The organism is Nonomuraea sp. NPDC052116 (genome assembly GCF_040680035.1).
Taxonomy (GTDB): Bacteria; Actinomycetota; Actinomycetes; order Streptosporangiales; family Streptosporangiaceae; genus Nonomuraea; species Nonomuraea angiospora_A.
Genome location: NZ_JBFAWA010000080.1, coordinates 1 through 15,835 on the forward strand (window position 1 = coordinate 1; position 15,835 = coordinate 15,835).

General features: G+C 69.2%; 18 protein-coding genes and 2 pseudogenes. 10 read left to right on the plus strand and 10 right to left on the minus strand.

Going from position 1 to position 15,835, the window contains the following annotated elements; genetic code table 11:
• Both AB0L65_RS62315 and AB0L65_RS62320 read right to left on the minus strand, forming a co-directional pair.
• Positions 1-276, minus strand: a 276-nt coding sequence (locus tag AB0L65_RS62315) for a hypothetical protein (RefSeq protein ID WP_364267311.1), incomplete at its 3' end; no start/stop codon positions are given.
• 95 nt (positions 277-371) lie between these two features.
• Positions 372-578, minus strand: a complete 207-nt coding sequence (locus AB0L65_RS62320; protein WP_364267314.1) for a hypothetical protein — start codon at positions 576-578, stop codon at positions 372-374.
• A gap of 356 nt (positions 579-934) precedes the next feature.
• Here AB0L65_RS62320 and AB0L65_RS62325 point away from each other — a divergent pair.
• Positions 935-1,168, plus strand: a pseudogene (locus AB0L65_RS62325) (transposase); the annotation flags it as partial.
• A 100-nt stretch (positions 1,169-1,268) separates the two neighbouring features.
• Here AB0L65_RS62325 and AB0L65_RS62330 read toward each other — a convergent pair.
• Complete coding sequence (locus AB0L65_RS62330; protein ID WP_364267362.1) at positions 1,269-1,901, minus strand: hypothetical protein; 633 nt, start codon at positions 1,899-1,901, stop codon at positions 1,269-1,271.
• 571 nt (positions 1,902-2,472) lie between these two features.
• On the opposite strand from AB0L65_RS62330, the gene AB0L65_RS62335 reads away from it, so the two are divergent.
• Complete coding sequence (locus AB0L65_RS62335) at positions 2,473-2,724, plus strand: hypothetical protein (protein WP_364267317.1); 252 nt, start codon at positions 2,473-2,475, stop codon at positions 2,722-2,724.
• A 106-nt stretch (positions 2,725-2,830) separates the two neighbouring features.
• Here the strand turns inward: AB0L65_RS62335 and AB0L65_RS62340 are convergent, their stop codons facing one another.
• Positions 2,831-3,232: a metalloregulator ArsR/SmtB family transcription factor gene (locus tag AB0L65_RS62340; RefSeq protein ID WP_364267320.1), complete on the minus strand. Its 402-nt coding sequence runs from the start codon at positions 3,230-3,232 to the stop codon at positions 2,831-2,833.
• A gap of 65 nt (positions 3,233-3,297) precedes the next feature.
• On the opposite strand from AB0L65_RS62340, the gene AB0L65_RS62345 reads away from it, so the two are divergent.
• Positions 3,298-5,325, plus strand: a complete 2,028-nt coding sequence (locus tag AB0L65_RS62345; RefSeq protein WP_364267323.1) for a heavy metal translocating P-type ATPase — start codon at positions 3,298-3,300, stop codon at positions 5,323-5,325.
• 42 nt (positions 5,326-5,367) lie between these two features.
• Here AB0L65_RS62345 and AB0L65_RS62350 read toward each other — a convergent pair whose 3' ends face one another.
• From AB0L65_RS62350 to AB0L65_RS62365, 4 genes are all read right to left on the minus strand, one after another.
• Positions 5,368-6,684, minus strand: a complete 1,317-nt coding sequence (locus AB0L65_RS62350; protein ID WP_364267326.1) for a HAMP domain-containing sensor histidine kinase — start codon at positions 6,682-6,684, stop codon at positions 5,368-5,370.
• 292 nt (positions 6,685-6,976) lie between these two features.
• Positions 6,977-7,624: a nitroreductase family protein gene (locus AB0L65_RS62355; protein ID WP_364267329.1), complete on the minus strand. Its 648-nt coding sequence runs from the start codon at positions 7,622-7,624 to the stop codon at positions 6,977-6,979.
• Positions 7,625-7,637: 13 nt separating this feature from the next.
• Positions 7,638-8,381 (minus strand): MFS transporter, encoded by a 744-nt coding sequence (locus AB0L65_RS62360; protein ID WP_364267332.1) that lies wholly within the window; start codon positions 8,379-8,381, stop codon positions 7,638-7,640.
• Positions 8,382-8,454: 73 nt separating this feature from the next.
• On the minus strand, positions 8,455-8,691 hold the full coding sequence (locus AB0L65_RS62365; RefSeq protein WP_364267335.1) for a hypothetical protein: 237 nt from the start codon (positions 8,689-8,691) through the stop codon (positions 8,455-8,457).
• Here AB0L65_RS62365 and AB0L65_RS62370 point away from each other — a divergent pair, their 5' ends adjacent.
• Complete coding sequence (locus tag AB0L65_RS62370) at positions 8,692-8,934, plus strand: hypothetical protein (protein WP_364267338.1); 243 nt, start codon at positions 8,692-8,694, stop codon at positions 8,932-8,934.
• A gap of 35 nt (positions 8,935-8,969) precedes the next feature.
• Here AB0L65_RS62370 and AB0L65_RS62375 read toward each other — a convergent pair whose 3' ends face one another.
• Positions 8,970-9,521 (minus strand): helix-turn-helix domain-containing protein, encoded by a 552-nt coding sequence (locus tag AB0L65_RS62375; protein WP_364267341.1) that lies wholly within the window; start codon positions 9,519-9,521, stop codon positions 8,970-8,972.
• 61 nt (positions 9,522-9,582) lie between these two features.
• Between AB0L65_RS62375 and AB0L65_RS62380 the strand changes: the two genes are divergently transcribed.
• Complete coding sequence (locus AB0L65_RS62380) at positions 9,583-10,893, plus strand: erythromycin esterase family protein (RefSeq protein ID WP_364267344.1); 1,311 nt, start codon at positions 9,583-9,585, stop codon at positions 10,891-10,893.
• A 24-nt stretch (positions 10,894-10,917) separates the two neighbouring features.
• Here AB0L65_RS62380 and AB0L65_RS62385 read toward each other — a convergent pair whose 3' ends face one another.
• Positions 10,918-12,864, minus strand: a complete 1,947-nt coding sequence (locus AB0L65_RS62385; RefSeq protein WP_364267347.1) for a potassium transporter Kup — start codon at positions 12,862-12,864, stop codon at positions 10,918-10,920.
• A gap of 413 nt (positions 12,865-13,277) precedes the next feature.
• Between AB0L65_RS62385 and AB0L65_RS62390 the strand changes: the two genes are divergently transcribed.
• The 5 genes and pseudogenes from AB0L65_RS62390 to AB0L65_RS62410 all read left to right on the plus strand — a co-directional run.
• On the plus strand, positions 13,278-13,607 hold the full coding sequence (locus tag AB0L65_RS62390) for a PadR family transcriptional regulator (protein ID WP_364267350.1): 330 nt from the start codon (positions 13,278-13,280) through the stop codon (positions 13,605-13,607).
• A gap of 2 nt (positions 13,608-13,609) precedes the next feature.
• Positions 13,610-14,011, plus strand: coding sequence for a DUF1048 domain-containing protein (locus AB0L65_RS62395; RefSeq protein WP_364267353.1), 402 nt, complete (start codon positions 13,610-13,612; stop codon positions 14,009-14,011).
• Positions 14,011-14,778: an ATP-binding cassette domain-containing protein gene (locus tag AB0L65_RS62400; RefSeq protein ID WP_364267356.1), complete on the plus strand. Its 768-nt coding sequence runs from the start codon at positions 14,011-14,013 to the stop codon at positions 14,776-14,778. Before AB0L65_RS62395 ends, AB0L65_RS62400 begins: the two co-directional genes overlap by 1 nt.
• 10 nt (positions 14,779-14,788) lie before the next feature.
• A complete protein-coding gene (locus AB0L65_RS62405; RefSeq protein WP_364267359.1) occupies positions 14,789-15,550 on the plus strand; it encodes an ABC transporter permease in 762 nt (253 codons plus the stop codon).
• A gap of 32 nt (positions 15,551-15,582) precedes the next feature.
• Positions 15,583-15,835, plus strand: a pseudogene (locus AB0L65_RS62410) (cytochrome P450); the annotation flags it as partial.

Sequence of the window (15,835 nt, forward strand, 5' to 3'; positions counted from 1 at the left end):
GATGGCGTCGGAGCGGGTGCGTACGAGGGCGGCGGTGTCGGTGTCGGCGGCCCTCATGCCGAGGGTCCACCGCTGCTGCTCCTTGTCGAAGCCGAACTGGAACCCGGCCGCCCGGCTGGGCCACGTCGGCGGTGGGCAGGTAGTCGAGCTGGACCCAGGCGGCCACCGTGAAGCTCGACCTGGCGCCGACGGCGTGCCCGACTCCTCGTCCAGCTTCCAGTGGCCGACCAGCGTGGCGGCGCTGTTGTCCAGGTCGGCGACCTCGTCGGCGAACACACCGTCTGCGGCTGCGCCCTCGGCGGTTCCCCAGGACCGAAAGACGTATGAGTGGGACCGCTTGTGATCATCAGCAGTGCCGCCCCAGGGCATCGTCAGCCGCAGTGCACACCGCCCACCCAGCGTTTTGCGTAGACCTCCAGGGTGCCGACCCTGGTGCCGCTCTCCGGGATGGCGTACACGCCGACTCTGTTGTAGCCGCCGCCGCAGGGACCGGTCGCGCTGGCTGGGGCACCGAAGCCGGCGAGCAGGCCGCCTGCGATCAGCATGGCCCCCGAAACGGCCGCCAGTTCGCTGGTCAACTACACATCCTTCCGCTTGTGCGCCGTCCCCGACATGGGACGGCGACGTGGAACGCTGTGATCATCACGAGCAGGAGCAGGTCCGACAGGGTGTGCGCACACCAGGAACTCCTGGCTCCCGCCTCGGCGGGACGTCGTCAACGATACACGCTTTATGGAGCATATGCTCTGTTATTCGGCTGTCGACCCTGCGGTGGCCCGCGGCGGGTCGTCCAAGCGCGAGTTCGCCCGTCGGCGAGGCCTTCCCGGCTACCGCGGTGTTGCCCGTCGCCGCAGGTCGGCGTCTCGGCCAGAGCCGGCAGCGACGCCATCTCGCTATTGACCATGCATAAGAGGGAATCTGACCTTCTTACGTAATGATCGGCCCGTATCGGGCCAGCGGGCAGATCGTTGATCTTCACAGGGCTTCTCGGCGCGCCTATCGCAGCGACTTGTCCGATGCCCGGTGGGCGTTGATCGCACCGACCCTGACGGCATGGAGGGCTGCCCGGCGCGGGCCGGGTACGGCAGCACGGAGCCACGAGTTACGAGAGATCGCGAATGCCATCTTGTCCATGTGCCGGACCGGGATCGCCTGGGAGTACCCGCCGCTTCAGGTGCGTCGTCCCGAACTCGCGCACCCAGGCGAGGCACGATCCCAACTCCGGTCAACTGCGAGAGCGACTCCTGCTCACCACAGTCTGGCCAAGCTCAGTCGCTCAGCAGCGAAAGGCCCTGCCACCAGGCGTACAGCGGCTGTGGCGTCCAAGCCTCGGCGGTCATGGCCACGGACTGACCTGTGTAGGTCCAGGACATGGCGTAGTACGGCCCGTTGAGGGTGCAGAGCAGCTTGCCCCTGACCCAGTTGCCTTTGTACGAGGCCCCGGTAGCACAGTTGCCATCCCGGCCGTCGTGCAGGGCCCACCAATACGACTCCACCCACGTCGCGGCGTCGGTGTCGCTGCGGAACAGCACGATCATCGGATCGTGAACCGGACCGGACCGGACGGCCGTGCAGTCGAGAGCGGCCACCGCACCGGCCGGAGGACGAGCGGCAGGCCGGCAGTTCCTCAAGTCCGCCGAGCCGAGCATCTTCTCCAACCGGCACTCGCCCGGCGTCATGACGCACGCCGACCCCGTCGGCTCGGTCGACGGGTCCTCTTCGACCGTCGGCTTCGGCGTCCTGGAACGAGAGCGGGAAGACGGGGCCGCCGATTCGGTCACCGTCACCGTCGGCGTCGGCGTCGGTGACGCCGACGTGACCCCTGAGCCAGGTTGTCCACCCGCCCGAAGCGCGGCAAGAGCGACGATCAACCCGCCGATGCCCGCCAGGGCGCTCACCATCTCCCAGTGGATGCGGTCGCGCCAGGACTTCCGGGCACCCTGGCCCGGTCGTGAAGGGCCCTTCGATCCGGGGGCCGAGGAGCCCATCGAAGCCACGTCCGACCTCCTGCTCATGAAAGACCCCCGGCGTGAACAGGAGAAACAGTCCCTGGTGACCGACTTCTCCACACCGCGGCATCGGCCACTTCCGCCAACCTGCCAAGGCTCCTTCGCCGGGGACGGGGGGTTCCAGGTATTCCTCAATGTTCTCCCGGATGCGAGCGCGTCGCCTGGGGAAACGTGGAGAAGCCGCCACTGCCGTATCCGTTCTATGGCAAGAACGGTTATGCCGCAGCTGGAATGCCGCAAACATCTCGGCCGAGCGCGCGCGTGGCGGGCTGCCGGCGGAGGTGACGTGGGCCTGGCCGTTCGAGGTGGACGGCGAGCCTGACCCGCATGTACCGCTCCAGGGCACTGCGCGCCAGGCTCGCATGAACTGGTCTGCAGGGACCCCCTTCATGAGCAGAACGCCTACGGCGGCGCGCCCGCCGTCACCCGTCGCCTGATCGGTGAGGTATCGGTCCGCGAGGATGTGCTGTTCCTGCCTGACGAGCAGAGCGCCGAACGGGCGCGCACCGGGCTGCTCGGCTGGGACGGCTCATGCCTCTCCGACGAGGACGAGCAGGCCTACAGCATCGACCCCCGACTCGAACCCTTCACCAGTGGCCCGTGGACGGGCGAGATCAGGACCTTCGCCGTGCAGCGCCCCGACCCGGCCGCCGCCCTGCGCACCGGCCAAGCCGCCATCATGCACACACTCGACCGTCTGCCCGTCGGCGGTTGAAATTTTCGATCCTGCCGCTTGCACCACTCTGATCACCAAAGCGTCTCCGGACTCATGATCGATGCCGCTGGAGTGTCTGAAACGCCTACCTGCGACGGCTGGGCGGTCAGCGTGCGTGCGCGGCCGCTCGTTCGCCCGGCGGCGGGTCCAGCCGAGCCTCGGCCTGGACGGCCCCTTCGGCGTGGCCGGCTCGGTCGAGGTGGTCGACGTGGAACAGTCCTTCGGCCAGCAGGCGCCGGACGTGCTCGTCGGCGGCGCTGTAGTACACGAACGTGCCCTCACGGCGGCCCTTGACGAGCCCGGCCAGCCGGAGTTTGGCCAGGTGCTGGCTGACCGCGGTGGGGGCGGCGTCGGCGAGCTCGGCCAGGCAGGCGACGTTGGACTCGCCCTGCAGCAGCGCCCAAAGGATCTTGATGCGGGTGGGATCGGACAACAGGCGGAATGACTCGGCGGCCAGATGCACCTGTTCCTCGTTCGGCATGTCGAAGTCGGGCAGCGAGGTGTGCATACGGCAAGCCTACCCTGAACCTCACTGCATGCGTATCTGCGTGACTGCGCATATATGATGCTTCGGTGACTACTGATCTGACCACGTTCGACGCCCCCGCACGTCCGGCACCCGCATCCAGACCGCTGCGCTGGTGGCGCTCGGGAGCGGGCTCACTGCCGGAGGTGCGCTGGGCCCTGGCGGCCACCGCGCTGTTCGCCGCGGGCGGCCTGGCCCAGCTCGGCGGCGCGCCCGCCTGGCTGTGGTGGGCGCTGTATCTGGCCTGCTACGCCGCCGGCGGCTGGGAGCCGGGCCTGGCCGGGCTGAAAGCCTTGCGTGAGAAGACCCTGGACGTCGATCTGCTCATGGTCGTCGCCGCGATCGGCGCCGCGGCGATCGGTCAGGTCTTCGACGGCGCGCTGCTGATCGTCATCTTCGCCACCTCCGGCGCGCTGGAGGCGGTGGCCACCAAACGCACCGAGGACTCGGTGCGCGGCCTGCTGGACCTGGCCCCCGACCAGGCCACCCGCGTCGACGCCGACGGTGACGAGGAGGTCGTGGCGGCCGCCGACCTGCGGGTGGGCGACGTCATCGTGGTACGGCCGGGCGAGCGTATCGGCGCCGACGGGCGCGTGGTGGCCGGGGTCAGCGACGTCGACCAGGCCTCCATCACCGGCGAGAGCATCCCGGCCGACAAGCAGAGCGGCGATGAGGTGTTCGCCGGGACGATGAACGGCACCGGCGCGCTGCGCGTCCAGGTCACCCGGCCCGCCGGCGAGACGGTGATCGCCCGGATCGTGGCCATGGTCGAGCAGGCCGGCGCCACCAAGGCCCGCACCCAGCTGTTCATCGAGAAGGTCGAGCAGCGCTACTCGATCGTCATGGTCGCCGCCACCCTCGCTCTGTTCACGCTGCCCCTGCTGTGGGGCACCTCGGTGCAGGACAGTCTGCTGCGGGCGATGACGTTCATGATCGTGGCCTCGCCGTGCGCGGTGGTGCTGGCCACCATGCCGCCGCTGCTGGCCGCGATCGCCACCGCCGGCCGCAACGGCGTGCTGGTCAAGTCCGCGGTGGTGATGGAACACCTGGCCGACGTCGACCTGGTCGCCTTCGACAAGACCGGAACCCTGACCGAGGGCCGGCCGTACCTGACCTGCCTGCGTGTCCTGCCCGGCACGGCGGCCACCGCGAGAAGTGGATCAGAGGGCGGGGTGCGGGCCGATCGGCTGCTCGCGCTGGCTGCCGCGGCCGAGCAGGGCTCGGAACATCCGCTCGGCCGCGCCATCGTCGCCGCCGCCCACCACCAGCGCCTGCCGCTGCCCGCGGCGGCTGACTTCGCCGCCCTGCCCGGGCGCGGCGTCCGCGCCCGCGTCGATGGACGCCTGGTCGAGATCGGCAGCCCCGCTCACCTGCTGGACCAGACCGCGGGCGGCGCCATGTCCGGCGATGCCGAGCAGGCCCGCCAGGTCGTGGCCGAGGTCGAGGGGGACGGGCACAGCGCCGTGCTGCTGCTCCTGGACGGCCGTCCCGTCGCGGTGCTCGGTCTGGCCGACCGCATGCGTGCCGGCGCGGCACAGGCGGTGGCGCAGCTGACCGGCCTGACCGGGACGGCCCCCGTCCTGCTGACCGGTGACAACCCCCGCGCTGCGGCCCGCGTGGCCGAACAGGCCGGCATCACCGACGTACGGGCCGGGCTGCTGCCGCAGGACAAGGTCGAGGCCGTCCACGAGCTGCGGCGGCAAGGCGCCCGGCCGGCCTTGGTCGGCGACGGCGTCAACGACGCCCCCGCTCTGGCCAGCGCGCACGCCGGCATCGCGATGGGCGGCTCCGGGGCCGCCCTCACCCTGCAGGCCGCCGACGCCGTCATCACCCGCGACGACCTGTCCACCGTCCCGGCGGTCCTCGCGCTGGCCCGCCGGGCCCGCCGCCTGGTGGTCGCCAACCTTGTCATCGCCGGCACGTTCATCGCCGTGCTGGTGGCCTGGGATCTGTTCGGTGAGCTGCCGCTGCCGCTGGGGGTGGCCGGGCACGAGGGCTCCACCGTCATCGTCGGCCTCAACGGGCTGCGCCTGCTGCGCGATGCGGCGTGGAAGCGTGTGCCGCTCGAACATTGAGTCACGTGCCCTGAGCTGCGTGGTGGTATTCGCTGATCACGCCTAGCCGAGCGGAAGGCGGAGGATGAACCGGGTGCCGTGGGGGCTGTCCTCGATCCGGAGGGTGCCGGCGTGCGCCTCGGCGATCTGCCGGGCGATCGGCAGGCCCAGTCCGGTGCCTCCGGCGTACCTGTCACGGGCGGTGTCCAGCCGGGTGAAGCGCTGGAAGACCAGCTCGCGCTTCTCCGGATCGATGCCCGGACCGTTGTCGATCACTTCCAGCATCGCGATGCCGTTCGGGAAGCGCTCGGTGTCGCGCTTGGGGCAGAACGAGCGCCGTACGTGGAAGGCGATGGTGGTGGCGGCGTGCCGCTCGGCGTTGTCGATCAGGTTGGCGAGCAGGCGCGACAGCTGAACCCGGTCGCCGGTCACCACCACACCGCGCTCGAGCGAGAACTCGAACCGCTTGTCCTGCTTCGGGCGCCTCTCGCACTCCGAGGTCACGAATTCGGCCAGGTCGATCGGCTCGCGGTCCACCTCCTTGCCCGCCTCCAGCCGCGCGATGGTCAGCAGGTCGCCCACGATCGCCTCGAGCCGGTCCACGCTCCTCAGAACGGTGTTGCCCAGCGTCGGCACGCTGGTCTCCTCGGGCGCGTGCAGGGCGTCCTCGACCTCGGCCCGTATCGCGGCGATGGGGGTACGCAGCTCGTGGGAGGCGTCCGAGGTGAAATGCCGCTGCAGTTTCATCGCGGCCTCCAGTCGCGCCAGAGTCCGGTTGACGCTGTCGGCCAGCTCGTGGATCTCGTCCTGGCTTCGCGGAAGAGGCACCCGCCGGTCGGGACGGGTCTCCGTGATCTTGTCGAGCTCCATCCGGATGGCGTTCACCGGTCTGAGCGATTCGGTGACGATCCGATGGCCGATCGTGGTGATGGCCGCCGCCATCGCCACGGCGGCGCCGATCACCGTCGCGGCCAGCCACGGATCGACGTACGGAGGGACCGTGCGAGAGGAACTGTAAACGACCCAGTCGTCTCCTGTCCGGTACGCCGACTGCGCGACCACGAGGTTGCACTCGCCGGAACGGAAGACCCCGCCGCAGACGACGCCGCTGGAGACGTTCTCGTGGTCGGGGGTGAAGCCGGCCATGACCGGCTTGCCCTGCAGTTGCGACGTCGCGGCGACGACCTTCCCCGTGCCGTCGACGATCTGCAGGTTGCGGTCCTTGTACTCGACCAGCGGCGTGACCACCTCGTTGTGCTCCACCTCATTGGCCACACGACCACCGGCGGCGGTGAGCTCCGCCATGAGGTCTCCCATGGCGACCCGATGGACCGCCATCATGACCATCGCGGCCAGGAGCGCGGACAGCAGGGTCGCCACCGCCCCAGCGAACACCGTGATACGCGCCGTAATCGACCAACGTCGCGGAGTCTCCATGCGCCATCCCTCCGCCCAGTTGAACACGCGGGCCGTAGCAGGCTGTGCATGAGGTGTTCGGGTAATGGCATGGGGCGTTCCAAGACCTTGCCAAGTCTCGGATCATCGAGCGCCCGGGGGCGGTGGGGCAGCGGCCGAGCGGGGTGATGGGGCTATCCGCAACGAGCGCCACCTCCACGCCGCGAAACGGGCATTGAGCCGCGCGCACGGGCCTACCCGTGCTCGGGGATGAGGCTCACCACCGGTCCCAGTGCAGAACTTCCTCCCGCGGGATGCGGGGAGCGGGCCTGAAGTCGGTGCCGAGCGTGAAGGCCAGCGGGATGAAGGCCGCCAGCATGACCTCCTCGTACGGCACGCCGAGCACCTTGGCCAGCTCGCGTTCGAGCGGCGCCTGCGCGGTGGTCCACACCGTGCCCAGCCCGCGCGCCCGGGCGGCCAGCATGAAACTCCACACCGCAGGCAGGATCGACCCCCACGCCCCCGCCTGCACGGCCACCGGCTCATGGTCGGTGCGTCCCTCCACGCCGGGGATGACGAACGCGGGCACCCGGTGGATGTTGGCGGCCAGGTGCCGCAGGCCATCGAAAACCCGCTCGGTGGAGCCGGAGTGGTAGCTCATGCGCCACAGATCACGTTCGGTCAGTGACTGCCCCGTGGCCGGCGTCAGGGCGCGCAGGAAGATGTCGGCCACGGCCCGGCGCTGCTCGGGCTCGGTCACGACCATGAAGTGCCAGCGCTGCCGGTTGCGCCCGGTGGGCGCCTGCACGGCGAGGTCCACGCACTGTTCGATCAGCTCGCGAGGCACCGGCCGGGTGAAGTCCAGGCGTTTGCGGACGGCGCGGGTGGTGCTCAGCAGTTCGTCGGGGGTGAGGTCCAGCGTCACGATGGGTCTCCTGTCAGGCGGCGGGGACGGGTGCGGGGCGGCGCGAGCGCAGGCCGTAGGCGGCGATGAGGGCGCCGGCCAGGGAGAAGCCGCCCGCGGTCACGAACGCGATCCGGTAACCGGCCAGTACGGACTCACCCAAGGTCATGACCGCGGCCAGCGCCGCGACGCCGATCCCGGCGCCGATCTGGACGGCGGAGGTGACCAGCCCCGAGGCCAGGCCCTGCCGCTCGTCCGGCAGGCCGGCGACCGCGGCGATGTTGAGGCTGGGGAACGACAGCCCGTTGCCGACGCCGTGCACGACCAGTGCGGGCAGCAGCACCGTGAGGTAGTCGCCGGTGGCTCCGGCCCGCAGGAACAACAGGATGCCCGCGCCCTGGACCAGCATTCCGGCGGCGGCCACCGCGCCGGCGGCGTCGAACCTCTTGCGTATCCCGGCCGGCCGGACCCCGCGTGGCAGCACCAGCGGCGCCGCGGCCAGCACGAGCAGCGCGACCGGAATCGGCAGGAAGAACACCAGCCGCCAGCTGATCTCGGTCAGCAGGCCGGAGGCGATCAGCCCGGCGGTCAGCAGGAAGCCGCCGTAGGCGACCGCGTAGCCGGACATCAGCCACTGCAGGGCGCTCTCCGGCAGCGACAGATCACGCCCGATGGCGGGCAGGGCCACGCCCATCAACGACAGGTCCATCGAGTCCAGAAACACCGCGGCGCACAGCACCACCAGGGCCACCTGTTGGCGGCCGTCGGTTCGGATCACGGTCACTCTCCATCTGCATGCAAACAATTGGCGGACAGACGGTTCGGACCGTATGTCTGCAAATCATCTGCTGTCAAACAATCTGCATGGAGATTGATCTGCGGTAGGCTGCCCGGTGGACACGAGAGGAGAGTCCCAGCTCGGCACTCCGGTCGGCCTGGCCCTGCTGCCACTGCTCCATGGCTTGCCGGAGGGGCGCGTTCACGAGGAGCGGGAACTCGGCAGAGAAGCCGAAGCGGGCACCGGCCGGGGTCGTGGCCCCGAGGATCTCCGCCGCGCGCTGCGATGCGGCGATCAGGGTGCCGTTCATTTGGCGTACGGCACCGGGCAGCATGGCGGCTGGGGTTTCGGGATGGCGGTGCGCACCTACCGCGGCGACTACGCGCCCGTCGGCCAGTTCGGCTGGGACGGCGGAGCCGGCACCATCACCTACGCCGACCCGCACAACCAGCTCGTCGGCATCCTGCTCACCCAGACCGGGATGTCCACCCCGGACTCGACACGGACCATCCACGACTTCTGGACCACCCTCTACCAGGCAATCGACGACTGACCTCGCCGGGCTGGGCATCGCCGTCCGGGACGAGTTCACGGGCTTCCTTCGTCCTGCCCCCGCTCCTCCGTCGGAAAGAAGATCGCGCTGATCACATGCGGTCGCCGCTCCGGTCCGGGCCCGTTCCCCGTCCGCGCCCTGAGCACCTCCCGCAGCTCACCCGCGATTTCCTCCATCTCCTCCGGGGTAAGCCACAACGTCCCCTGCCGATACCCCACCCGATCCGCGACCGGGTCGGCGCCCGGCCGATCAAGATAGGCGTTGAACTCCGCGAGCAGCGCCGCCATGGCCGCCGCGAACCCGTGGCGGTGGTCCTGAAGCGACATCGCCTTGGCCGTGTCGAGATCGATGTGGGTGGCGTTCTGCCGCAGCCGGTAGTAGCGCTCGACCATCCCCCGTACCCGCTGCTCGTCGGCGACTTCCAGCAGCCCGGCGTCGGCGAGCAGGCCCACGTGCCGGTACAGGGTGGTCTTGGGCACGTCGGGCAGACTCTCGCACAGGTCGGACGTGGTGCGGGTGCGCCCGCCCGACAGTGCCCACATGATGCGCAGCCTGACGGGATGCAAGATCAACTCAAGCGTGTCCATTCTCCTATATTTCCATAACTGGTACTGTTCCCAAAGTTGGAACTATTCGAGAGGGGCAACGATGGCACGGCTCAGCGACGAGGCGGTGATCCCCCTGCGCACGCTGGACCCGGGCGCCGCGCTGGACGACCTGGAATGGCTGGACGACGCGATCGGTGACGCGCGGGTGGTGGCGATCGGCGAGAGCGCGCACTACAACCGGGAGTTCTACGAGCTGCGCCGCCGCCTGCTGCGCTACCTGACCGAGCGGCACGGGTTCGGCGCGTACGCGATGGAGACCGGATTCACGGAGAGCCGGCGTACCGACGCCTGGGTTCGAGGCGGCGAGGACCGGCTCGACGAGATCATGGCGAGCGGCCTGACCTCACTGACGGGCCTTTGGCGGCAGATGGGCACCCACCTGGAGTGGATGCGCCGGCACAACGCCACCGCCGAGCGCCCCGTCGGCTTCTACGGCATAGATCTGGGAGGCCAGAACGCCTCCCTGATCCCCGCCCTGGACGCCGTGCTCGCCTACCTCGCGCAGGCCGATCCCGGCTGCCGGCTCGACCCGGCCATCCGGGAGACGGCCTCGGCCTTCGCGGCGACGTCCGCGTTCGCCGCCCCCGCGACCATGGCGGTTTACGCCCAGCTCCCGCCCGAGACGAAGGACGCGCTGACGGCGGGCCTCACCGGCCTCGCCGCGCGTATGAAGGGCCGGCGCCTGGAGTACGTCCGGCGCACCACCGCCGAGGAGTACGAGCGCGCGCTGCGATCCATGCACCACGCGCTCACCCTGGAGTCCGTCATCCGCGGTATGACCGGCGGCGACCAGCAGAGCGTGATGTACAACCGCGACGCCGAGATCGCCGACACGGTCGAATGGATCCTGCGCCGACAGGACCGGATCGTCCTGGCCGCCCACAACGGCCACGTCCAGCGCGGGCCCGCCGCACTCCCCGGCATGGACCCGGTGACGCCGATGGGGATGCACCTGGCCGACCGGCTGGGCGAGGATTACCTGGTCATCGGCGCCACCTCGGGAACCGGCCACATGCTCAACTCCGACTTCGCGGCCTTCCAGGCCGGTGTCCTCTTCGCGCCGATGGAGGCTCCGGAGCCCGGCAGCCTCGACGCCCTCATGCACGCCGGCCACGACGGCCCCTTCGCCACCGATCTGCGGCGACTGTCGCCCGCCGACGCCGAGGCCGTCCGGGGTGCCGCCGTGCAACGCGCCGGTGTGGGCGCGTACTACTCCCCTGTGAGCGCGCTGGACGCGTACGACATCCTCGTGCACCTGCCTCACGTCACGGGCGCCGACCCCGACGAGGCCGCGCTCGCCTGTTCGCCGCGGGAGGTGCGGGACGTGTTCTCCCACTACAAGCCCCAGTAGCCGGGCGAGGTCACCCCCGTCGGGCTAGACCTCGATCTGCGAGCCCATGATGACGGTGCGGTCGCGGGGCAGGCCGAAGTACTCGGCGGCGTCGGCGGTGATGTACGAGGTGGCGATGAACAGCCGCTTGCGCCACGGCGCCATCGTCGGAGCCGTACCACGCCGGAGCTCGACCTTCGACAGGAAGTAGGACGCCTGGTCGAGCCGCAGCCGCCCCTCGGTCATGGCCGGGTCGAGCAGCGCCAGCGCGCCGAGCACGTCCGGGGTCTCCATGTAGCCGAAGCGGGCGGTGACGTGGAAGATCCCGTCGTCGGCGTAGCCGAGGTCGTCGACGGCGATGCGCCGGTCGGCCGGAACGCGGGGCACGGGCTCCGTCTCGATGGACATGATCAGGACGTGGTCGTGCCGCACGTGGTTGTGCTCGACATTGGCGCGCATGGCCAGCGGCGCGGTCTCCTTGCCCCGGTTGAGGAAGACGGCCGTGCCCGGAACTCGCCGCGTCGCCGCCTTCCCGGTACGCAGCCGGCCGACGAACTCGCGCAGCGAGCCTTCGCGCCGTTCGCGTTCCGCGGTGATGATCTCGCGGCCCCGTTGCCAGGTGGTCATGACGGTGAACGCGGTGAGGCCGATCAGCAGCGGCAGCCACGCGCCGTGGACGAGCTTGGTCAGGTTGGCCGCGACGAACAGCAGGTCCACCCCCAGCAGCACGGTCGCGCCGAGGCCGATGATCCAGACCGGTGTGCCCCACTTCGCGCGGGCCACGTAAAAGAACAGCAGGGTGGTGATGGTGATCGTCCCGGTCACCGCCATGCCGAACGCGAAGGCCAGCGCCGTGGAGCTGCGGAAGGCGAAGACCAGGGTGAGCACCGAGACCATCAGCAGCCAGTTGATCCAGGGGACGTAGACCTGGCCCATGGTGGACTCGGAGGTGTGCGAGATCCGCAGCCGTGGCAGGTAGCCGAGTTGTGCGGCCTGGGATGCGACCGAGTACGCGCCCGTGATCACCGCCTGGGACGCGATCACGGTCGCCGCCGTGGCCAGCAGGACCATCGGCAGCCGCCCCCAGCCGGGGACGAGCAGGAAGAACGGGCTGCTGATGTTGGCCGGATCGGCGAGGATCAGCGCGCCCTGGCCGAGATAGCTGAGAACGCACGCGGGGAACACGAGGATCAGCCAGGCGCGGTTGATCGACCGGCGGCCGAAGTGGCCCATGTCGGCGTACAACGCCTCGGCGCCGGTGACCGCGAGCACGACCGCCGCCAGGGAGAAGAAGGCGACGCCGAAATGACCGGCCAGGAAGCCGATCGCGTAGGTCGGCGACAGCGCCTTGAGGATGTCCGGGTGCTCGGCGATGCCGGCCACGCCGCACGCGCCGATGGTCACGAACCAGGCGATCATCACGGGCCCGAACACCCGGCCGACGGCCGCGGTCCCCCGGCGCTGCACCAGGAACAGCAGCACGATGATCAGCGCGGTGATCGGCACGACGAGGTCTGCCAGTGACGGCTCGACGACCTTGAGCCCTTCGACCGCGGACAGCACCGAGATCGCCGGGGTGATCATGCTGTCCCCGAAGAACAGTGAAGCGCCGAAGATGCCCAGCGCAGCCAGCACGGTGGTGGCCCGCCGGCCCCGCTGCGTGCTCCACCGCCGCAACAGCGTGATCAGCGCCATGATGCCGCCCTCACCGTCGTTGTCGGCGCGCATCGCCAGCAGCACGTACGTGACCGTGACGATGATCATCACTGACCAGAACACCAGCGACACCACCCCGAACACGTTCTCCGTGCTCACCGGGACGGGATGCGGGTCGCTCGGGTTGAACACCGTCTGCAGGGTGTAGATGGGGCTGGTCCCGATGTCGCCGAACACCACACCGAGTGCACCGACCACCAACGCGAGCCGCACCGCGTCGTGCGCGCCCGGACCACGAGCCGCCTCCGGCGCGGGCACGTGCCGGCGATCGCTCACAACGCTCCCCCATCGCGCGACCGGACGATACCGATGCCTCAACATAACCGCCGGTAGCCCAGATCACCCGCACCGGTCACGTCGACACCATGCATCCGCCGACTCGATCGAGACGATCATCCCGGAGGCGTTCGACCGCGCCGCTTCCTCGGCCCCCGGATCTGAGCAGCCGCATCCACCTCCTCCAGCCCGCCATGGAACTCGCGAACGTCATCGTCCCAGCCGCCATGTCAGCACGGCAACGGCCCGATGTCAGCGCGGCAGGCGATGGTGGACGCCATGAACAGTTCAGCGACTGCGGGACCCGCATCCGCGACGGCGACGCCGAGGATCGACATTCCGGCTTGCCTTTCAGCTATTCAGCGTTACTATGTACCAGTAGCTAGCAATACCGAGTAGCTGAAGGATGTTCCATGGGCAAGCAGATGACGGAGATGCTCAAGGGCGTGCTGGAGGGCATCGTCCTGGCGATCCTGTCCGGTCGGCCCGCGTACGGCTACGAGATCACGGCGTGGCTGCGGGATCAGGGCTTCTCCGACATCGCCGAGGGCACCATCTACGCCCTGCTGGTCAGGGTCGAGCAGCGCGGCTTCGTAGACGTGGAGAAGGTCCCGTCCGAGAAGGGGCCGCCGCGCAAGGTGTACTCCCTCAACGCTCAGGGACAGGCGTACCTCGAGGAGTTCTGGAGGACTTGGAGCTTCCTCGCAGAACGGCTCGAACAGCTCCACGAAGGAGGTAAGTAGGCATGGCCACAGAGCCGAACGAGCAGAAGAGCCGCTACCTGCAGTACCTGGAGGTGGTCACCGGATCGCTCGAGGAGAAGCGGCGCTACCGGCAGTACAAGGCGCGCATCAAGCAGCTTCCCGAGAACTACCGCACGGCAGTAGAAGCGCTGGATCGATACCTGATCCACACCGGGCCGGTGGAAGGCTCGATCGCGATGTACGAGGACCTCGCCGACCTGTTCGAACGGAGCGCGGCGGACGGAACCCCGATCCGCGACATCTTCGGGGAGGACCCCGTGGAGTTCGTCGAGGCGTTCGCACAGAACTACCCCATCGGGCAGTGGCGAGCCCGGGAGCGAAACCGCCTCACCAGCGCCATCGCGCGCGCCGCCGGCGAAGACACAGAAGACAGGACCATCTGATGACGAAACAGCAAGCCCAGGCGATCCAGGTGCGAGGCCTGGAGAAGTCGTACAAGGAACTACACGTGCTGCGCGGCGTGGACTTCGAGGTGGCGCCCGGCAGCATCTTCGCCCTGCTCGGCTCGAACGGGGCAGGCAAGACCACCGCCGTGAAAATCCTGTCCACGCTGCTCAAGGCCGACGCGGGCACCGCGAGCGTGAACGGCTTCGATGTCGCCACGCAGGCCGGCGACGTGCGGGAGTCCATCAGCCTCACCGGACAGTTCGCCGCCGTCGACGAGATCCTCAGCGGGCGGGAGAACCTCGTGCTGGTCGCCCGGCTGCGGCACCTCAAGAACCCGGGCAAGGTCGCCGATGACCTGCTCGCCCGTTTCTCGCTGACCGACGCCGGCGCACGGAAGGTGGCCACCTATTCGGGCGGCATGCGCCGCCGCCTCGACATCGCCATGAGCCTCATCGGGAACCCGCCGGTCATCTTCCTCGACGAGCCGACCACCGGGCTCGACCCCCAGGCGCGCATCGAGGTGTGGCAGGCCGTCAAGGAACTCGCCCACCGAGGTACGACAGTGCTGCTGACGACGCAGTACCTGGACGAGGCCGAACAACTCGCCGACCGGATCGCGATCCTGCACGAGGGCCGGATCATCGTCAACGGCACCTTGGACGAGCTCAAGCAGCTGCTCCCGCCCGCCAAGGTCGAATACGTCGAAAAGCAGCCGACCCTCGAGGACGTCTTCCTCTCCCTCGTCGCCACCAACAACACCTAAGGGAACCACGATGACCAAGCACTTCTTCGGCGACACCACCGTCCTGCTGGGACGATCCCTGCGCCACATCACGCGCAGCCCGGACACCATCATCACGACCGCGGTCATGCCGATCGCCATGATGCTGATGTTCGTCTACGTGTTCGGCGGCGCGATCAACACCGGGTCGGACTCGTACGTGAACTACCAGCTTCCCGGCATCCTGCTCATCACAGTCGCCTCGGGCGTCGCCTACACCGCGTTCCGGCTGTTCATGGACATGAAGAGCGGCATCTTCGAGCGATTCCAGTCCATGCCGACCGCGCGCTCGTCCGTGCTGTGGGCGCACGTGCTGACCTCGCTGGTCGCCAACCTGATCTCGCTCGCGGTCGTCGTGCTCGTCGCCCTGCTCATGGGCTTCCGCTCGGCGGCGGGAGTGCAGGCATGGCTCGCCGTCGCCGGCATCCTGATCCTGTTCACCCTGGCACTGACGTGGATCGCCGTCATCCCCGGCCTGACCGCGAAGACCATGGAAGGCGCGAGCGCGTTCTCCTACCCGCTCATCTTCCTGCCGTTCCTCAGCTCGGCCTTCGTCCCCACCGCCACCATGCCCGGCCCGGTGCGCTTCTTCGCCGAGCACCAGCCGGTGACCTCCATCGTCAACGCCATCCGCGCCCTGTTCAGCCAGCAGCCGGTCGGCACCGACGTCTGGGTCGCCCTGGCCTGGTGTGTCGGCATCCTCGCCGTCGCGTACGTCTTCGCCATGAACGCCTACCGCCGCAAGATCTCCTGACTTCCCCCATTCATTGCAACGAAGGAACGGTTATGACTGAATCCCTCCACACCCTCCCCACGATGCCGACGGAGCGTCAGCCCGGCTGCCCCTTCGACCCGCCCAAGGAGCTGATCCAGGCACGCGAGCACGGCCCGATCAGCCGCTTCCCCTTCCCCGACGGGCACGAGGGCTGGCTGGTCACCGGATACGACCTGGCCCGGTCGGTCCTGGCCGACCCGCGGTTCAGCTCGCGCAAGGAGCTCATGCGCCACCACCCGCTGATCGACTACAGCGAGTACGGCG

Coding starts and splice junctions, on each gene's coding strand:
- AB0L65_RS62330 (WP_364267362.1), bottom strand. CDS start 1,901: ATGGTGAGCGCCCTGGCGGGCATCGGCGGGTTGATCGTCGCTCTTGCC.
- AB0L65_RS62340 (WP_364267320.1), bottom strand. CDS start 3,232: ATGCACACCTCGCTGCCCGACTTCGACATGCCGAACGAGGAACAGGTG.
- AB0L65_RS62365 (WP_364267335.1), bottom strand. CDS start 8,691: ATGAACGGCACCCTGATCGCCGCATCGCAGCGCGCGGCGGAGATCCTC.
- AB0L65_RS62375 (WP_364267341.1), bottom strand. CDS start 9,521: ATGGACACGCTTGAGTTGATCTTGCATCCCGTCAGGCTGCGCATCATG.
- AB0L65_RS62380 (WP_364267344.1), top strand. CDS start 9,583: ATGGCACGGCTCAGCGACGAGGCGGTGATCCCCCTGCGCACGCTGGAC.
- AB0L65_RS62390 (WP_364267350.1), top strand. CDS start 13,278: ATGGGCAAGCAGATGACGGAGATGCTCAAGGGCGTGCTGGAGGGCATC.
- AB0L65_RS62395 (WP_364267353.1), top strand. CDS start 13,610: ATGGCCACAGAGCCGAACGAGCAGAAGAGCCGCTACCTGCAGTACCTG.
- AB0L65_RS62400 (WP_364267356.1), top strand. CDS start 14,011: ATGACGAAACAGCAAGCCCAGGCGATCCAGGTGCGAGGCCTGGAGAAG.
- AB0L65_RS62405 (WP_364267359.1), top strand. CDS start 14,789: ATGACCAAGCACTTCTTCGGCGACACCACCGTCCTGCTGGGACGATCC.